Origin of the sequence: Pseudomonas sp. GL-R-26 (genome assembly GCF_019947365.1) — a bacterium.
GTDB lineage: Bacteria > Pseudomonadota > Gammaproteobacteria > Pseudomonadales > Pseudomonadaceae > Aquipseudomonas.
Map to the genome: position 1 here is coordinate 111,988 of NZ_JAGYGI010000015.1, position 15,547 is coordinate 127,534.

Below are 15,547 nucleotides of genomic sequence, written 5' to 3' on the forward strand. Positions count from 1 at the left end.
CAGGCGAAAAGAAGGCGCCCTAAGGCGCCTGTGGTGTTGCGATGGGATGGGTTAAACGACGTCTTCCAGCGAGGCGATGACCTTGTAGCTGTGTTCCAAGGCGCTTTCACCTTCGGTATCGAGCTGAATCACTTCGTTGTCGAGCAGGCGCAGCAGCAGAACCATCACCTGATCGCTGTCGATGGCCAGGCGGCTTTGCACCCAGTGAGCTTTGAACGGCTTAGTGGTGGCCTTGAGGACGATCAGCTGGGCGGCATCTTCGTAGGTGAACTCGCCGAATTCCTTCTCTAATGCGGCATCGACCTGGCCAACGTCGTGCACTTCGTCGTCACCGTTGTGTGGCTGGTCCAGCACTGGGCGCAGCACTTCCCGGGCGCCGTTGGTGTTCATTGCCGTCACGATGCCGGTCTGCTCCATACCTTCGAGCATCCGCGTCGCGCGGTTGTAGCCGATTTTCAGTTTGCGCTGGATGGCGGAAATGGAAGGGCGCCGCGTCTCCATGACAAAAGCAACGGCTTCCTGGTACAGCGGGTCTTCACCTTCGCCGACATGGTCAGGCAGCTCCTCACCATCCGGCTCATCGGGTCCGGTTGCCTTGTGTTCAAACAAGCTGCCGGTCAGGTCGCTTACGTGTAGCGGCAGGTCTCGCTGGTCTCGCTCCACCGTGAGGCTGTCCAGGCCCTCGGCGTAATCGTTCGGGGCCAGCACCAACAGGCAAAGCTTGCCGGCCACGTCGATCAGACCATGACGATTCGGGTCCTGGGCATCGATTGTCGCGGTAACCGTGATGCTCTTGGCCTTGAACTTGGCGTCGGCGACCGTCAGCGGGATGGTGTCGACGCTGCGTGACGAAATGATCCCAACAGCGGTGTAAACCGCATTGGTGACTTTTTCGGTAACCCGGTCGGTCACTTCCTGGCGCTGGCCTTCGTTCAGCTTGCTGAAGGGGGCGGCGATGTTCTGCCATTCGAACATGGAAGCCTCGACCAGGTCGCGCACCAGCAGTTCGTGAGCCAGCACCGAAGGCATGACGCCATGCAGCTTGGCGCGCTCGATGGCCTCAAAGTGTTCAGTTTTCATAGAGTGTCCTCAGTGCTTGGCGATTCGCTCAAGCTTCGATTGTTGAGCCGGGTTCAGGTTGGTGTGGGCGCCGTACCGCTTGAAGCTGGCGCGGATGTTTTCGATGAACTCCAGTTCCCAGCCGCCGCTGGCATGCAGCTCAGCGGCGACAAGGATGCTGGCGAACTCCTCGATGCTGTCGTAGATATCCAACACGGATTGAGAAGCCATGGCCGGGTCCTCTGATCAGGCTGCAGCTTGATTGCTCTGCACTGACTGGATGTGATGGACCAGGGCAATGCAGATGCGGGGGAAGTCGCTGGCGCGGTACAGCTGCGCACCCTGCTTGCGTTCCACCGCTTCGAAGCCAAGGGAGCGCAGGAACTCGGCCGACAACGTGAAGCCCAGGCGCGTGGTGATGTCGCCCAGCTTGATGCGCTGGCCGTCGTCTGCCGGCGTCTGAGTAATCGTCGCAACCGTTGCAGTGGCGGTGACTGGCGCCGCCTCTACCGGTGGCTTCTCTTCTTCTTTCGGCGCCAACTGCTGCTGGGACGCCGCGGCTTCAAGCTTCTGCTGTTCCTGATTCCGCAGGAGCTCCGCTTCTTTGGCCTGCTTGGCTTCTTCCTGGGCTTTGAGTTCAGCCTGCTGCTGTTCGTGCTCGTTGATCCGCACCTTGATCAGCGCCACCAGATCGTCATTGGCCTTGAGCACCAGTTCCTGCGCATCGTGGAACAGGAAACCGTGCTTGATGGCCAGCTCGTTCAGGCTTTTCAGGTTGGTCCGGATCAGGTCAGCAATGCGGCTGGCTTCGATCTTGGCGCGGGCCAGTTCGGCGTCGGCGGCTTCCTTGAGGCTTTCGATGGTGCGTTTGCCCTTGATGGCCCCGGCGAAGTCCGCCAGCACCTTCGGCATCCGGATCCGGCTGTTCAACGTTTCGTTGATCTGGTCGACATGCGCCTGCAAGGCCTTCGCAGCATCCATGACGATGTCGCTACGGATGATGTCCTTGCGCGCCTTGATCAGCTTTTCCAGCTCCAGGCGCTTGCGTCGAGTCTCGGCCGCGATGTCATCGATGGCCTTGAACAGCACGTCGATGCTTTCGGTCTGGCTCAAGGCGTGCTCTTTGGCGGCCTTCAGTTTGTCTTCCACCTCGCCGCACCACTTCACCGTGGCATCCGCATCGGCGAAGTCCTTGTCGGTCGACAGCTCGGTGTTGATGTCGCCGATAACAGCAAGAGCATGGGACTTGAACGCGTCCAGGTTGCTGGCGGTGACCATGCCAGTTACGTCGATGCGTAACGCCGGCAGTTGATCAGGGGCAGAGCCGATCGCCTCGACTTTGGCTTGTTTGGGTACAAACTCGCCAAGGTCTTGTTCGAACTGGGCCCAGCCGGCGACCAACTGCTCACGACGCCCGGCAACAGGGCTGTACTCAAAATGAGCGAATTTGTCTTTGGTACCGTCCGAGCACACGAAAATCACTCGATCGGCGCCGCTCACCAGCAGCTGCTGCTCCAGCTGCCAGTAGTAGTGGGGCTCCAGTTGGCCGGCGCGGATTTGCGCAACCACCTTCTCGTTCCACAGCTTGTGCTCGAACAGGACGTCACCCAGCATCGTGGCGCCGTCCATTGAGGCCAGCAGGTTGCCGCTGGTACCGACGATGGGGTAGAGCTCTTCGCCGATCATTTCCTCTACCAAGGGCCGGGCCATTTCCTCGGTGGCGTGGCCACGGTCGAAGGCGGCCTGTTGCTGCGGGGTGACGTCCGGAACAATGCCGGTCTTCTTCATGGCCAGCAGATCGTTGCGGGTCTGGAACTTCGAGGCGCCCATCATTGCGGGCGCCTCCGAAGCGGTGAAGTAGCTGGAGCGAAGGGCGTGCCACTCTGGCGTGCCTTGCTGGACGTTATGCACTTGCATTGGTGGCTTCTCCTTCGATTGGAGCCAGGGCGTGGATGCGCTCGATTTGCTCCGGGGTGACCGTGTACTTGCTGGACAGGTTCGCCAGCAGGTGCTCGGGACTGGTGCGGCCGGCGGCAATCATTCCGCGCCACTTGTCCGCGTTTTCTTCGAGTTTGCTGTCGGGGTAGGGCGGCAACTCTTTCGGCTCGTCCGCGTTGCGGGTCGGAGTCAGGTTGCGCATCGGCTGGGACGTTTCTTCCAGTTCATCCGGGCTGTACACGCCGAGAATCACGTCGGGGCAATACAGTCGCGACCAACGTTTGGTTGCGAGGTACGCCAGTTGCTGGCGCGGATCGTCCGCCCACAACGTACTGTTGCGGGTGCGCGCCTGGGCCAGCAAAAGCTCCAGCACGCGCGGCTCATCTTCACCGCGGAACGTCGCCCAGACCCTGACGCCGAGGCCTTCTTCGTCAGCAAGCTTCCATCCGGGCTGGCGGTACTCCCCCTTGTCACCCTGCTTGATGACGAACTGGCCAATCACCTTGGACCAGTCGCCGTACCACTCGTAGTGCAAGCGATCCAAGACCGGCGCGCAGGTGGTGATGACCGCATTAACCAACTGGGCCTCATACCCGAGCACGCCGTTTACCAGGTGGGTTTTCTGGGCGACAGCGAAGGGGTTCATCTTCCACTGCATGGACTGCATCACCACGGCGAGACAGTCGGCTGAGTTGCCGTTGAAGTGTTTCGGAAGGGTTGCCCGCCCCAAGGCCATGACTTCGGCGAGGCGCATCATCTTGTCGAGGCTGTCGCCGTCCAGCACCAGTGCGCTGGTGCTGGTAGAGGCATGCGGCAGAACGTGCATGGTTTGTTCGTGCGCCACCGGCGCCAAGGTTGTTGTCTGGCTCATTTCCTCACCTTCCGCGATTCGATGTATTCGGCTTCAGTGGCGACCGAGACCAAGCGGCGGTCCTCGATCTTTTTCTTTGGGTCTTCGTGCTGCTTGACCTGGGCTTCGTAGAACCGCTCGCGGTCCCAGACGCGGTGGGAGTTGATCACCGGGTCGTGCTTGCCGGTTGGGTCAATCAGCCGGATGTACATGTCTTGCGCTTTCATGGGGGGTTACCTATTGAGTGACGCGGTCAGCGATGGCGCCGAGCAGCATCAAGAGGGTGAAGATGGAGATGGCGGAGAAAGATCCACGCCAGATCAGGAATCGGCGGGTGCGCTGGCGGGAGGTCATGGCATGCGCACCACGATCATCCCCCGCCGTATCTCGATGCGGGTAAGGGGCGGCAGGTCAGCGACCAAAAAAAAGCCCTGACGGTTCAGGGCTTCTGCGAGTTCTTTGCAGGTTCTGGCGATGATTGTCATGGGTGTATCGCCTCCAGTTTCAGCATCAAGTCACGGTGCTGGCGATCAAGGATCCGGTCTTGCCGGGCCACGTAGTGCCGGTGTTCGTCGATATCGATCACGCCCAGCGCGTGGGCCATTTCGATGGCCATGCTCGTTTCTGCGTGCAACTGCGCCGAAGTGTTGCCGGCCAGCAGCTTGTTGAACCGTGAGTCGATCATGTCGACAGCGATGTCACGCTTGTTCATGCTGCCCACCGTGTCCGGCGCTTGTTGGCGTCGATCTCAACCCACAGTGCCGTCTCGATCTGCCGCCCGTACTGCAGCGACACCAGTGGCAAGGCCAGCAGATCAACATCCATGCGGATGCCGTCATCGTCGTAGGTGACGCCCGACACAACCTTGAACTCGAGTTCGCGGCTGCCGTAGAAGTCCCAGTCGCTGTTCCAGCCGTTGAACACTGGCGGGATATTCTCGCAATGGGTCACCTCCACCTGGAGGACGAACCCTTCAACAATCACTTCGTAAGTCATGGTCGCCTCCGTGGTGGCGGGGTGGTTGCATCCGTCTGCCCACTCTTTGGAATGGACAGAGGTGATGCGTTCAGGCAGCAGCCTTGCAATCGGCTGCTGTCATTCGGTGACCGTCTTCGCACTCAACGACGCGAACGCCGCTGGTGTAGCCACGCTCAGCGTTGAGCCTGTTTGCCTCGCGAATGCAGGCGCCCAGATCCTCATCGGCAAATACCTGCAGCTCTCCGCGCAGGGTGATGTGAATGACCTTGTTCATAGAATTGCTCCGGTTGTTTTCCGAAAGCGCCCGTCTCCAGGCGCTGACGTGAAAATCTCTGGTCTTGCTGGCCGCTGTTACACGCCACCTGCGGACTGGGCGATGACTTGCTCGGGAGGCCTGAGGCCTCAACAGATCACCACGCCATCTGGCTGCGATCTCTCCAGTCTTGGCGCTTTACGCTTCGCGCCCTGGGTGGAGGCCCCCCATCTGGTCCGTTGAGGCCGGACCATTGCTGCCTGGTGCAACTAAAGAGCGCTGGCTTTCGCCGGGTTCCGCATATGCAAGCGGACTTGCATTAATAAAAGCATGCTTGTACATCATATGCAAGTGTCCTTGTGTATTTTCCTCGGGACGAAAAAAAGCCCGCTCAGTGGCGGGCTATTTGAAATAAGGATTTAAACGTAAGGGATCAGCTTTCCGGTGGATTCGGATCCGGCTTTTTTTCAGCCCGAATCCATTTGCCAATTCCCGCACCAATCAGACCAAGGGTGGCACCGGCGGCCAATCTCGCGAGCACTGCTACAGGAAACGTCGGAATGCCAGGGATCAGTAGCATCAGGGTCAAGTAGGCCACGGCACCAACCGCCGCACCTTTCCAATACGACTTGAGCCAAAATCCAAGGCCGATACCAAACACAAGCGCCAAGGGATCTAGTAGGGAAGCCAAAAAAATTGCAATGAAAGCAATCATAATTTTCTCGCGTTCCAGGCCAGCAACACCCGAGCATGAACAATCATTCCTTCGAGTTCCGCACCTTTGATGTCGTATGGCGGGAACGCCTCGTTGTCTGAGATCATCCGAATCATCTTGGGTAGTCGCTGCAAACGCTTGATGTACAGCATTCCATCAAGTGTAAAGACGTAAACCCCATCTACCACAACTTCGTTTATGCCCTGGTCAACGATCAGCGGATCACCACTTGAAAACGTGGCACCCATGCTTTCGCCGAACCCGGTGATCACCGACAGGTTGTCGCCATGGCTATAGGTTATTCCCTGTTCCCGCAGGTATTCGGTACGCACGGTGATGTTGCGGACCGTCTCGATATATTCCTTCGGTAGGACCTGACCAGGCCCCATTGATCCCACCACGTCATATTGGGGGATATCAATTTCGTCATCCTTTTGGCGGCGGCCGAAGTCGCCCATCACAACGTTTTCCATGGCATTTCGCCTCGGTGGTTCGCCTGCACCATCCAGCAACCAATCGACAGTTGTGTCGAGGCCGCGGGCCAGCGCCAGCAGGTTGTCATTCTTGATGTTGCCGGTGTCCCCCGCGAACCACTGGCGCACAGCTTCGTAGCTGATGCCGCAGGTATTCGAGATTTGCCGTTTTACGCCCCTAACCCCTGTTTCAGGCTTCCGAGCCAACACAAGTTTTGTCATTCGATCAGTGATGTTCATTCGCCCAATCTACAAGTTAGCTTGTCAAGCATGCTTGCTTAATAAATACAAGCATGCTTGAATTTGAGTCACAAGCATTGGAGGTGCCTATGAAACGTCAGAAAGCTATTGATCATTTCGGCTCCATTCCCAAGCTGGCGAGTGCTCTCAACATCACGTATGAGGCGGTTCGGCAGTGGGGTGAAGACGTCCCTGAATTGCGTCAGTACCAGTTGGAGAAGATCACCAACGGTGCATTGAAGGCAGACGATAAAAAATCGTCTTCGTCGGCGGCCTGATCATGTCGACGAACTCATTAGGCCAAGAAGGCGATGAAACCGCACGGGAGACGGAAACCCTGATCTTGCAGCGGGTTTTGTCCGTGGGTCAGAAAGAGATAGCCCGTGAAACCGGGTTGAGTGAGTCGACCGTTTCGCGCTGGAACGAAGGTGAATACGCAAGATGGGCCAAGGTGCTTTCGTTCCTTGGCCTGCGCGTCGTACCGCAGTCGGCCATTGTCGTCACGCCTGCCTACCTGCATTCGCTGGAAACCCTGGCTGAGATCGGGCTGAAGGCCGAGAAGAAGCGGCCAGGCCCGCTCGGGTGGGACTGACATGGATTGGTTCCGGATGTATGGCGAGTTCGCCACCGACCCGAAAGTGCAGATGCTCAGTGAGGCGATGCAGCGCCGCCTGGTCATGCTCTTTTGTCTCGAATGCAGTAACGGTATTGAAACGTTTCATGTAACGGAACGTGAAACATCCATCGCATTCGCACTGCGCGTTTCCGAGGAAGCTTTAGCCGAGACGAAAGAGACTTTCGTGCGCAAGGGATTCATCAATGACGACTGGACTCTGTGCAATTGGAGTAAGCGCCAGTACGTCTCTGACTCAAGTACAGCAAGGGTCAAGGCCTACCGGGAGAAGAAAAAAGCAGAAGCGCAACAACGTGAAACGTTACCGAAACGTTCCAGTAACGCACCAGAACAGAACAGAACAGATACAGAACAGAAAGAAACACCACCACCACACGCGCAGGAGGCTTTCGACTCCCGAACCAAATTCGCCATGACCGAGGACTGGCAGCCCGACGGAAAGACTTTCGCCGCAGTGCTGACCATGAACGCCTTGGGTGGCCAGGTCTTCGAGCAAGACCAATTCCTCGAATTCAAATCCTTCTGGATTGCATCCCCCGACGAACACCGCACCCACGCCAAGTGGGAGCACGCGCTCGCCCAGCACCTCAAGCGTGACCAACGAATTCAGCAAGCCAGCGGGAGAACTACCGATGGACACCAAAACACCGAACTATCGCGAAATCCCCAAAACCATCAAAGCCGTGGTCCCCAAGGTCGCCACCAAGGATCTGCACGCCCGGGCCCCCTCTCTGCTCCAGACCGTGTCAGAGCCGCAATCGCAGAGCGAGATGCTGCCGCAGCGGCTTCTGGATCAGCTGTGGGTCAAGATGGCTGAGTTCTACGGCCATCGCTGGACTTCGAGCTTTGGCGTGATTGCAAACCCAGACCACACCTGGGCCAAAGTCCTGGCCGGCGTATCCGGAACACAGCTCGCCAACGGCCTGAATGCCTTGATTGAACGCAGCGCTGAATTCGACTGGCCACCGCCGGCGAATGTCTTTCTGTCGCTGTGCCAGCAGGTCAAAGGGCTGCCATCGGAAGCCCAGGCTTGGGACGAAGCCCGCGCAGGGACGTACAGCCATCCAGCTGTTCGCATTGCCGCAGAAGCCACCAGCACGTTCGACCTGCACAGCGCTCAGGACGGGGACAAAGCCCTGCGCCAACGCTTCGAACGCAACTACGCCATCGTCATGCGCCGTGCCCAGACCGGCCAGCCGCTGGAAGGGCGAATTGCCAAAGGCATTGGTCACGACAGCAGCCGGCCACGCGAACAGGTCCAGCTCGAACACTCCCGCAAGGAAGTCGACCGCATCGTCGACACCCTCGAAATCCCCAAAGACCCCAAGGCCTGCCGCGCCATGCTGCTGGCAAAACTCAATATCCGGAGAGGTGACCATGTCTGATCACAGGGAGCTGAAGAAGCTGGCCAAGGGCGCAACACCAGGTCCGTGGACATACGACAATCGGGACGGCCACGGAATATTTGGCCCTGCCCACCGTAGCGGCAGCGCGAAGTTTTCCGACCGGGTGATGAAGATTCACACCGCGCGGCAACCTGATTTGTTGTTCGTCGCAGCAGCCAACCCCAGGGCAGTCTTTGGCTTGATCGTCGAGTGCGAACTTCAGGTTGAGAAACTGGCCGAGCTCGCGCTTGAGCGAGACCAGCTCAAGATCGATAACACGGCGCTGGTCAAATCCCTTGAGCACCAGTGCAACTGGCTGCAAAGCCTGATCGATATCGGCGGCAAGGCCGACGCGGACACCATGGGCGCGATGCTCGCCAAACTTCGCCACGAGCTGGCCATGAACAAGGTGTACGCCCGTGGATAACCTCAAGCCCGTGTTGTTCGTGGTGCCAGGTGAAGCTGTGGGCAAAGGCCGGCCACGCGTCAGCACCATCGGCGGGCATGCACGCATGTTCACGCCGCAGAAAACCGCCAACTACGAATCCCTGATCGCCATGGCCGCACAGGCCGCCATGCAAGGCCGTGACCTGATCGTCGGCCCGGTCATGGTGGAAATGAAAATCTTCGTGTCCGTGGCCGCGTCCTGGTCCAAGAAGAAAACCGCCGAGGCCCTGCAAGGGCTGGTCATGCCAACCAAGAAGCCAGACGCGGACAACGTCCTGAAAGCGATCTGCGACGGCATCAACGGCATCGTGTTCAAGGATGACGTCCAAGTGGTCAACGTCTCCATGTCCAAGCGCTTCGGTGAAACCCCGGGCGTTCTCGTTCGTGTCGTGCCACTTGAGGGGAAACCGTCGTGAACACAGTCCTGATCATCGGCTTCGTCGCCATGAGCTGCCTGTGCTACATGGGCGCTCAGCTCTACCTGGCCGGCCTTCCAGCCGTTTGCCACTGAAACACCGAACTACGCAGAACTACGCAACAAGGGGAGAAACATGAAACTGATCAGTGCACGGCAGGCATGGCGGGAAGCGTTGCACGAAAGCCGCGACTCTGTGCTGGCGGCGGCCTCGGAGCGTGTGAAGCTGGGGAAGAAGGGGCGAGTGGTCGGGGAGACCATGCCCTCGATGCGCGACAGCAACGGCCGGTGCGCCCACATGTTGGCAGCCGGCCTTGTGCAATCTGCCATCGGGACACTGCCCAAGCCCTTGCAGCACTTCGGGCACGCGCTGTACTCGCCTGTCGCCAATGGGCAGGACATCAACGTGGCGCACGCTCTCGTTTGGCTTACGGTGGATCTGGACGGCTACCCGGCCAAGCGCAAAGAGGTTGCCTACTGGATGGCCCTTGCCGCGATCAAGAGCCATCAAGCCGCCGTGAATGGGCGCGAGGCGTGGGGCCCTGGTCGGGTCAGTGAGTTCGTTCAGGACTGGTACGGGACGAAGGTGAGCGTCAGCCACTGGGCAAGGGACTGGGCTGCGATCTGGGCCAGCATCGCCAATGTGGTCGATACGTTGGACGCCAAGGCCCTGAAGCCTGTTGCTGCGGTTATCGTGCGTATGTCACAGCGTGTTGGCGGTGGGATATGCCGTTGGGATGTGCACGACCGTGAACACGTAGCTGAAGATCGATCGACTGCCTACGCAACGCGCCGCGAGCAGTCGGTAATGGCGCTGCGGGAGCGCCTGACCGCGATGGACAATCAGCAGCTGCGGCGCTGGCTTGGTCGCATGAACGCGTATGCCGCTGCATACCGAGCCGAGTGGGGCAGCGATGTGGTCGAGAACCCAGGCCGTCACCTGATCTACCTGGACCGTGTTGGCGAATACTGGTTCCAGAGGCAGCGTGTGGGAGATGTGACAAAAAGGGTCGCTTGACCATTTGGCGAGCATTCAGGTACCTTTTCCCCAAGTTGCAAAGTTACGCCCAACACTCAGAAACCCGCCAAGTGCGGGTTTTTTGTTGCCTTCAATCCGGAGAACGACGATGTCCAGCACTACGAAATTGAAGATCTTCCACGGCGCAATGCCAGAGGTCGGGCAGCCGGCGGCGGGGTTTGTGTTGGACTCGTTGGAGGCTCCGTTCACTGACACCACCTTCGTGCAGACTGAGCCAGTCGAATCGATCGTTGCGGCCGATGGTCTGGCTACCTCGATAACCGCCGGCGGTGTCACCTACGATCTGGAGCGCGTCAACCGCAGCACCTGGATGGCGCTAATGGCCCGTCTGGAAGATTTCCGGAACCCCGTCGCAAACGTCTACCAGCCGACCTAAACACAATCAATTTCATCCAACCCCGCCGAGTGCGGGGTTTTTCGTTTCTGGGGTACGCAAATGGCAGAGCCAAGCAGCGGTGCAGTGATGGCCGCTCAGGCGGCCGTGGGCGTGGCAGGTGTCACAGCGGCGAGCCTGATGCCAGGCGTGGACGTGAACGCCGTAGTCGGTGGGTTCGCCGGCGCCATGTTCTTCGTGGTGTTCGCCAAGGATCTGAAGCCGCTCGCCCGGTTCGGTTACTTCATCGCGTCCTGGGTGCTGGGTTACTACGTGGCCAGCGAAGTCATCGGCCGCGAGTGGGCGAGGACATCGGGCCTTGTCGCATTCTTCGGCGCGCTGTTCTGCGTTGCGGTGTGCATCAGTCTTCTGGAGTGGATCGACGGCGGCAAAATGCCCGGCTGGCTGCGCTGGTTCGCTGACAGATTCGGAGGTAGTCGCAATGGTTGATCCATGGACTTTGGCGGCCGCCGCGATCTGTGGCGCGATCTGCTTTCGAATCGCCTTCTACCAGCGACAGGGCGCCCGGTACCGCGCTGGTGTGTCGTGGTGCGCGTACGTGCTGGCCGCTGCAACTGGTTGCGAATGGCTGTCGGTGATGCTGGCGGTGTTGCTGGCCAGGCCAACCACCGCTGTTTCCCCCTTCCTGCTGGTCGTGCTGCTGGTGTTGCTGGTGCTTGTGTACCGCGCTCGCGGCAACGTCGCCCGCATCCTGAGAATGGAATGATGAAAATCACACCTTCCCACCTGGTGGCAATCATGCGCTGCCAGGACGTCACTGCACGCCTGTGGGCTGATCCGCTCAACGCTGCATGCGAGCGCTACCAGATCGACACACGCTTGCGCTTGGCTGCATTCCTCGCCCAGATCGGGCACGAAAGCGGCCGGTTGTCCCGCGTGGTCGAGAACCTGAGCTACAGCGCCACGGCGTTGCAGCGCACCTGGCCCAGCCTGTTCGACGCCGAGCTGGCCGCCGAATACGCGCACCAGCCCGAGCGCATCGCGAACGTCGCCTACAACGCCCGCATGGGCAACACCGCACCAGGTGACGGCTGGAAGTATCGCGGCCGGGGCCTGATCCAGATCACCGGCAGGAACAACTACGCCGCTTGCGGTGAAGGCCTTGGCATGGATCTGCTGACCACTCCCAGCCTGCTGGAGACGCCGAAGGGCGCCGCGCTGTCGGCTGCGTGGTACTGGGACAGCAGGAGCCTGAACGCCCTCGCCGATGCCGGCGACATCCAGAACATCGGCAGCTTGATCAACACCGGACGGCGCGGACGTGTGCCCCACGGTGCTGATGAGCGGCTGGCGCTGTACCAGGTCGCGCTGAAGGTGCTGGCCTGATCCCTCAATCTCCGGAGTTTCCTCGAATGAAACAGCATTACATCGGTACCAAGATCGTCTTGGCGCTGGCAATGACTCGCCTCGCCTACAACGAGTACCGCGGCTGGGATCTGCCAGCGAACGAGAACGGCGCCGATGACGGCTATCTGGTCGAGTACACCGATGGCGGCGCGCCCAACCATCCGGACCATGCCGGTTACATCAGCTGGTCGCCCAAGGCTCAGTTTGATGCTGGCTATGTGTCTGTGGGTGCAGTCGGTCACCTGCCGCCGCATCAGCAGCGCGTGGTTGCCGAGCTGGAGCAACTGGCCGACCGCGTCCAGAAGCTGGAAGCGTTCCTGGCCACGCCGCTTTATGCCGGGCTGCCGGAAGACGAGCGCCAATTGCTGAAGATGCAGGCCGACGCGATGGTCCTGTACATGGGGATCCTCAACACCCGCACTACCAAGTTCTCCTGATCCAGTCATCACCAACCACCGAGGCAAACAACGTGAACGACAAGACGATTGAGCAAGAAATTCAGGCGAAGGGCCTGACCGCTCCCCGCGTATCCTTCGCCGATCTTGAGGCGAACATTACCGACACCGAAATCCTGAAGCATGTATCGAAGTCCGGTCAGGTTCTGCGCTGGGCAATCATCACGACCGTCAACGGTTTCGCAGTGGTGGGTAAACCTTCGTGCGCTGCATCCGCCGATAACGATGATGCGGAAATCGGCCAGAAGATCGCCATCGAGAACACACGGCAAGAGCTGTGGCCACTGATGGGCTACGAGTTGAAACAGCGACTTCACGCCGCTGAGAACGGCCCGTGGCCTTGCCAAACCTGCCGCGATGCCTTTCCGGCTGGCGATGCGTCCGAATCCAAGCCCGTCGACGCTTCTGCCTGATCGGTGCCCACCATGAATCGCTACCTGCTCATTGCCATCGCCGCGTGTGCGGTAGCGATTCTGTTTGGCTGGCAGCACATCCGTGCCCAAGGCGTTGCACTCGACGCCGCAACAGCGCGCAACACCACGCTTGAGGCTGCCGCCGAGTCCCGGCGCAACACCCAGCGCCTGCTGGCCGACCTCGACACCGAACACACAAAGGCCCTGACTGATGCCCAAGCACAGAACTCTGCTCTGCGTGCCCGCGTTGGCACTGGCAATCAGCGGCTGTCAGTCGCAGCCACCTGTCCCGCTGTGCGAGCCACCACCGGCACCGCCAGCGTGGACCATGCAGAAACGCGAGCCGACATTGACCCCGCGGCTGCTGAACGAATTGTCGCCATCTCCAACGACGGCGACGACGCCATCCGCGCCTTGAGCGCTCTGCAGGATTACGTTTCCCGCGTGTGCCTGGGCGGATCCACACAGAAGGGGCGGTAGTTATGGCCCTGACAGCGAAACAACAGGCATTTGTCATTGAGTACCTGGTTGATCTGAACGCCACTCAAGCGGCGATCAGGGCCAAGTACAGCAAGCGCGGCGCCAAGGATCAGGCGTGGCAACTGATGCAGCGTCCTGAGATTGCAGCCGCGATCAAAGAAGCCATTGAGGCCCGCAACCAGCGGACCCAGGTGGATGCGGACTACGTGCTGAACCGCCTGACTGAGATCGACCAGATGGACCTGCTCGACATCCTGGAAGACGACATGTCGATCAAGCCGCTTTCGAAGTGGCCCAAGGTCTGGCGTCAGTCGCTGTCGGGGTTCGATATCGCCGAGATGTTCGAGGGCGCCGGCAAGGAACGCGACCTGGTGGGCCTGATGAAGAAAATCAAATGGCCAGACAAGGTGAGGAACCTGGAACTGCTCGGCAAGCACGTCAACGTCAATGCGTTCCGCGAAAACGTGCTGGTAGATGATCAGTCCTCGCTGTCGCAGCGAATGGCCAAGGCCCAAGCCCGTGAACGCGCCCGCAAAGGTTGATCCGGAAGACCTGTTGGTTGAGGACATCCTTTCGTTTGCCAATGACCCGCTAGGTTACGTCTGGTACGCGTTCCCATGGGGCGAGCCCGGTACCGAACTGGCGAATAAGCCCGGCCCGCGCCAGTGGCAGATCGATGTTCTCGACTCCATTGGCAAGAAGCTCAGGGCCGGCGCCAAGGACCTGGGCGAAGTTATTCACGAAGCGGTGGCCAGCGGTCACGGCATCGGCAAGTCAGCGCTGGTGTCATGGATCATCAAATGGGCGCTCGACACGGCAATCGACACCCGTGGCGTCGTTACGGCCAACACCGAAACGCAGCTCAGGACCAAGACCTGGCCCGAGGTTGCGAAGTGGAATCGGCTTTCGATCACCGCCCACTGGTTTCGTCTGACCGCTACGGCGCTGATCAGCACGGATCCTGAGCACGAAAAGAACTGGCGCATCGACGCCGTGCCTTGGTCGGAGAGCAACACCGAGGCATTCGCCGGCCTGCACAACGAAGGCAAACGCCTGCTGCTGATCTTCGACGAAGCATCGGCCATTGCGGACCTGGTGTGGGAAGTGGCCGAAGGCGCGCTGACCGACGAAAACACCGAAATCATCTGGGCAGCGTTCGGCAACCCGACCAAGAACACCGGCCGGTTTCGGGCGTGCTTCACCCGTTACAAGCACCGGTGGACACACCGCCAGGTCGACAGCCGCACGGTTGACGGCACCAACAAGACGCAGATCGCCAAATGGCAAGCGGACTACGGGGAAGACAGTGACTTCTTCCGTATCCGTGTGCGCGGCATGTTCCCGAGGGCTTCCGAATTGCAACTGATCCCGACCGACTGGGTGGCAGATGCCATGAAGCGCGAGCCAGTGTTTGGCATGGACGACGCCATGGTCTGCGGTATCGACATTGCCCGGGGCGGCGCAGACAGCAACGTGATCAGGTTCCGCCGCGGACTCGACTCCCGATCGATACCGGCGATCAAAATCCCAGGCAGCGAAACGCGGAACACCACGCTGTTCATCGCCAAGGTGTGCACGGTTGTGCAGGAGCACCGGCCGGACGCGGTGTTTGTGGATGCAACCGGTGTTGGCGGTCCTGTAGCTGACCAGCTGCGCCGCCTGATGCCTGGCATCGTGATCATTGATATCAACTTCGCCAGCGCGGCGCCTGACCGGCACTACGCCAACATGCGCACGTACATGTGGTGGCAGATGCGCGAAGCATTGCGCGCAGGCCTGGCCATCGACAGCAACGAAGAGCTGGAAGCCGAGCTGACCTCGCCCATGTACACGCACAACGCCAGTGACCAGATCGCGCTGGAGAAGAAGGACGACATCAAGAAGCGCCTCGGCATCTCGCCGGATGACGCCGACGCCTTGGCGCTCACCTATGCCATGCCGGTGATGAAGAGCCAATACAACGACTACGGCAAAGCCGGATCCAGCAATAACGGACTGGAATCCGACTACGACCCTTATGCGGAGGCATGAA

27 protein-coding genes are annotated in these 15,547 nt (G+C 59.8%); 16 read left to right on the forward strand and 11 right to left on the reverse strand.

Annotation, left to right across the window (positions count from 1 at the left end; genetic code table 11):
- Nucleotides 1–51 precede the first annotated feature (51 nt).
- The 11 genes from KGA96_RS29920 to KGA96_RS17375 form a co-directional block, all read right to left on the reverse strand.
- Nucleotides 52–1,080: a DNA translocase FtsK gene (locus tag KGA96_RS29920; protein WP_411741590.1), complete on the reverse strand. Its 1,029-nt coding sequence runs from the start codon at nt 1,078–1,080 to the stop codon at nt 52–54.
- A 9-nt stretch (nt 1,081–1,089) separates the two neighbouring features.
- The gene (locus tag KGA96_RS17335) at nt 1,090–1,290 is read right to left on the reverse strand and encodes a hypothetical protein (protein WP_223513892.1); all 201 of its coding nucleotides are present in this window, start codon (nt 1,288–1,290) and stop codon (nt 1,090–1,092) included.
- Between the two features lie 15 nt (nt 1,291–1,305).
- The gene (locus KGA96_RS17340) at nt 1,306–2,976 is read right to left on the reverse strand and encodes a YqaJ viral recombinase family protein (RefSeq protein ID WP_223513895.1); all 1,671 of its coding nucleotides are present in this window, start codon (nt 2,974–2,976) and stop codon (nt 1,306–1,308) included.
- Nucleotides 2,963–3,868: a RecT family recombinase gene (locus KGA96_RS17345; RefSeq protein ID WP_223513898.1), complete on the reverse strand. Its 906-nt coding sequence runs from the start codon at nt 3,866–3,868 to the stop codon at nt 2,963–2,965. The genes KGA96_RS17340 and KGA96_RS17345 overlap by 14 nt, the downstream gene beginning before the upstream one ends.
- Nucleotides 3,865–4,074, reverse strand: coding sequence for a hypothetical protein (locus tag KGA96_RS17350; RefSeq protein ID WP_223513901.1), 210 nt, complete (start codon nt 4,072–4,074; stop codon nt 3,865–3,867). The genes KGA96_RS17345 and KGA96_RS17350 overlap by 4 nt, the downstream gene beginning before the upstream one ends.
- Before the next feature lie 123 nt (nt 4,075–4,197).
- Nucleotides 4,198–4,332: a hypothetical protein gene (locus KGA96_RS29660; protein ID WP_263287009.1), complete on the reverse strand. Its 135-nt coding sequence runs from the start codon at nt 4,330–4,332 to the stop codon at nt 4,198–4,200.
- Complete coding sequence (locus KGA96_RS17355; RefSeq protein ID WP_223513904.1) at nt 4,329–4,559, reverse strand: hypothetical protein; 231 nt, start codon at nt 4,557–4,559, stop codon at nt 4,329–4,331. Before KGA96_RS17355 ends, KGA96_RS29660 begins: the two co-directional genes overlap by 4 nt.
- On the reverse strand, nt 4,556–4,843 hold the full coding sequence (locus tag KGA96_RS17360) for a hypothetical protein (RefSeq protein ID WP_223513906.1): 288 nt from the start codon (nt 4,841–4,843) through the stop codon (nt 4,556–4,558). Before KGA96_RS17360 ends, KGA96_RS17355 begins: the two co-directional genes overlap by 4 nt.
- Before the next feature lie 70 nt (nt 4,844–4,913).
- Complete coding sequence (locus tag KGA96_RS17365) at nt 4,914–5,099, reverse strand: hypothetical protein (RefSeq protein WP_223513909.1); 186 nt, start codon at nt 5,097–5,099, stop codon at nt 4,914–4,916.
- A 412-nt stretch (nt 5,100–5,511) separates the two neighbouring features.
- Nucleotides 5,512–5,793 (reverse strand): hypothetical protein, encoded by a 282-nt coding sequence (locus KGA96_RS17370; protein WP_223513911.1) that lies wholly within the window; start codon nt 5,791–5,793, stop codon nt 5,512–5,514.
- The gene (locus KGA96_RS17375; RefSeq protein WP_223513914.1) at nt 5,790–6,506 is read right to left on the reverse strand and encodes an XRE family transcriptional regulator; all 717 of its coding nucleotides are present in this window, start codon (nt 6,504–6,506) and stop codon (nt 5,790–5,792) included. Before KGA96_RS17375 ends, KGA96_RS17370 begins: the two co-directional genes overlap by 4 nt.
- Nucleotides 6,507–6,595: 89 nt before the next feature.
- Here KGA96_RS17375 and KGA96_RS17380 point away from each other — a divergent pair, with 89 nt between their 5' ends.
- From KGA96_RS17380 to KGA96_RS17455, 16 genes are all read left to right on the forward strand, one after another.
- Nucleotides 6,596–6,784 (forward strand): Cro/CI family transcriptional regulator, encoded by a 189-nt coding sequence (locus tag KGA96_RS17380; protein WP_223513917.1) that lies wholly within the window; start codon nt 6,596–6,598, stop codon nt 6,782–6,784.
- Between the two features lie 2 nt (nt 6,785–6,786).
- The gene (locus KGA96_RS17385) at nt 6,787–7,098 is read left to right on the forward strand and encodes a transposase family protein (protein ID WP_223513920.1); all 312 of its coding nucleotides are present in this window, start codon (nt 6,787–6,789) and stop codon (nt 7,096–7,098) included.
- 1 nt (nt 7,099) lies between these two features.
- Nucleotides 7,100–7,957: a DnaT-like ssDNA-binding domain-containing protein gene (locus KGA96_RS17390; RefSeq protein ID WP_223513922.1), complete on the forward strand. Its 858-nt coding sequence runs from the start codon at nt 7,100–7,102 to the stop codon at nt 7,955–7,957.
- Complete coding sequence (locus KGA96_RS17395; RefSeq protein ID WP_223513924.1) at nt 7,950–8,525, forward strand: hypothetical protein; 576 nt, start codon at nt 7,950–7,952, stop codon at nt 8,523–8,525. The genes KGA96_RS17390 and KGA96_RS17395 overlap by 8 nt, the downstream gene beginning before the upstream one ends.
- Nucleotides 8,518–8,952, forward strand: coding sequence for an ead/Ea22-like family protein (locus tag KGA96_RS17400; RefSeq protein ID WP_223513927.1), 435 nt, complete (start codon nt 8,518–8,520; stop codon nt 8,950–8,952). Before KGA96_RS17395 ends, KGA96_RS17400 begins: the two co-directional genes overlap by 8 nt.
- Nucleotides 8,945–9,388, forward strand: coding sequence for a RusA family crossover junction endodeoxyribonuclease (locus KGA96_RS17405; RefSeq protein ID WP_223513929.1), 444 nt, complete (start codon nt 8,945–8,947; stop codon nt 9,386–9,388). Before KGA96_RS17400 ends, KGA96_RS17405 begins: the two co-directional genes overlap by 8 nt.
- Before the next feature lie 135 nt (nt 9,389–9,523).
- Nucleotides 9,524–10,405 (forward strand): hypothetical protein, encoded by an 882-nt coding sequence (locus KGA96_RS17410; RefSeq protein ID WP_223513931.1) that lies wholly within the window; start codon nt 9,524–9,526, stop codon nt 10,403–10,405.
- A gap of 109 nt (nt 10,406–10,514) precedes the next feature.
- A complete protein-coding gene (locus tag KGA96_RS17415; protein ID WP_223513933.1) occupies nt 10,515–10,802 on the forward strand; it encodes a hypothetical protein in 288 nt (95 codons plus the stop codon).
- 60 nt (nt 10,803–10,862) lie between these two features.
- Nucleotides 10,863–11,249 carry a putative holin gene (locus tag KGA96_RS17420; protein WP_223513935.1) on the forward strand — a complete coding sequence of 129 codons (387 nt, stop codon included), beginning with the start codon at nt 10,863–10,865 and terminating at the stop codon, nt 11,247–11,249.
- Nucleotides 11,242–11,526: a phage holin family protein gene (locus KGA96_RS17425; RefSeq protein WP_223513937.1), complete on the forward strand. Its 285-nt coding sequence runs from the start codon at nt 11,242–11,244 to the stop codon at nt 11,524–11,526. The genes KGA96_RS17420 and KGA96_RS17425 overlap by 8 nt, the downstream gene beginning before the upstream one ends.
- Nucleotides 11,526–12,146, forward strand: a complete 621-nt coding sequence (locus KGA96_RS17430; protein WP_223514031.1) for a glycoside hydrolase family 19 protein — start codon at nt 11,526–11,528, stop codon at nt 12,144–12,146. Before KGA96_RS17425 ends, KGA96_RS17430 begins: the two co-directional genes overlap by 1 nt.
- A 26-nt stretch (nt 12,147–12,172) precedes the next feature.
- Nucleotides 12,173–12,604, forward strand: coding sequence for a crAss001_48 related protein (locus tag KGA96_RS17435; protein WP_223513938.1), 432 nt, complete (start codon nt 12,173–12,175; stop codon nt 12,602–12,604).
- A gap of 32 nt (nt 12,605–12,636) precedes the next feature.
- Nucleotides 12,637–13,035, forward strand: a complete 399-nt coding sequence (locus KGA96_RS17440) for a Gp49 family protein (RefSeq protein WP_317850348.1) — start codon at nt 12,637–12,639, stop codon at nt 13,033–13,035.
- Between the two features lie 12 nt (nt 13,036–13,047).
- Nucleotides 13,048–13,515 (forward strand): lysis system i-spanin subunit Rz, encoded by a 468-nt coding sequence (locus KGA96_RS17445; protein ID WP_223513939.1) that lies wholly within the window; start codon nt 13,048–13,050, stop codon nt 13,513–13,515.
- Between the two features lie 2 nt (nt 13,516–13,517).
- Nucleotides 13,518–14,057, forward strand: a complete 540-nt coding sequence (locus KGA96_RS17450; protein WP_223513941.1) for a terminase small subunit — start codon at nt 13,518–13,520, stop codon at nt 14,055–14,057.
- Nucleotides 14,035–15,546, forward strand: a complete 1,512-nt coding sequence (locus KGA96_RS17455; RefSeq protein WP_223513954.1) for a terminase — start codon at nt 14,035–14,037, stop codon at nt 15,544–15,546. The genes KGA96_RS17450 and KGA96_RS17455 overlap by 23 nt, the downstream gene beginning before the upstream one ends.
- The last annotated feature ends 1 nt before the right edge of the window (nt 15,547 follow it).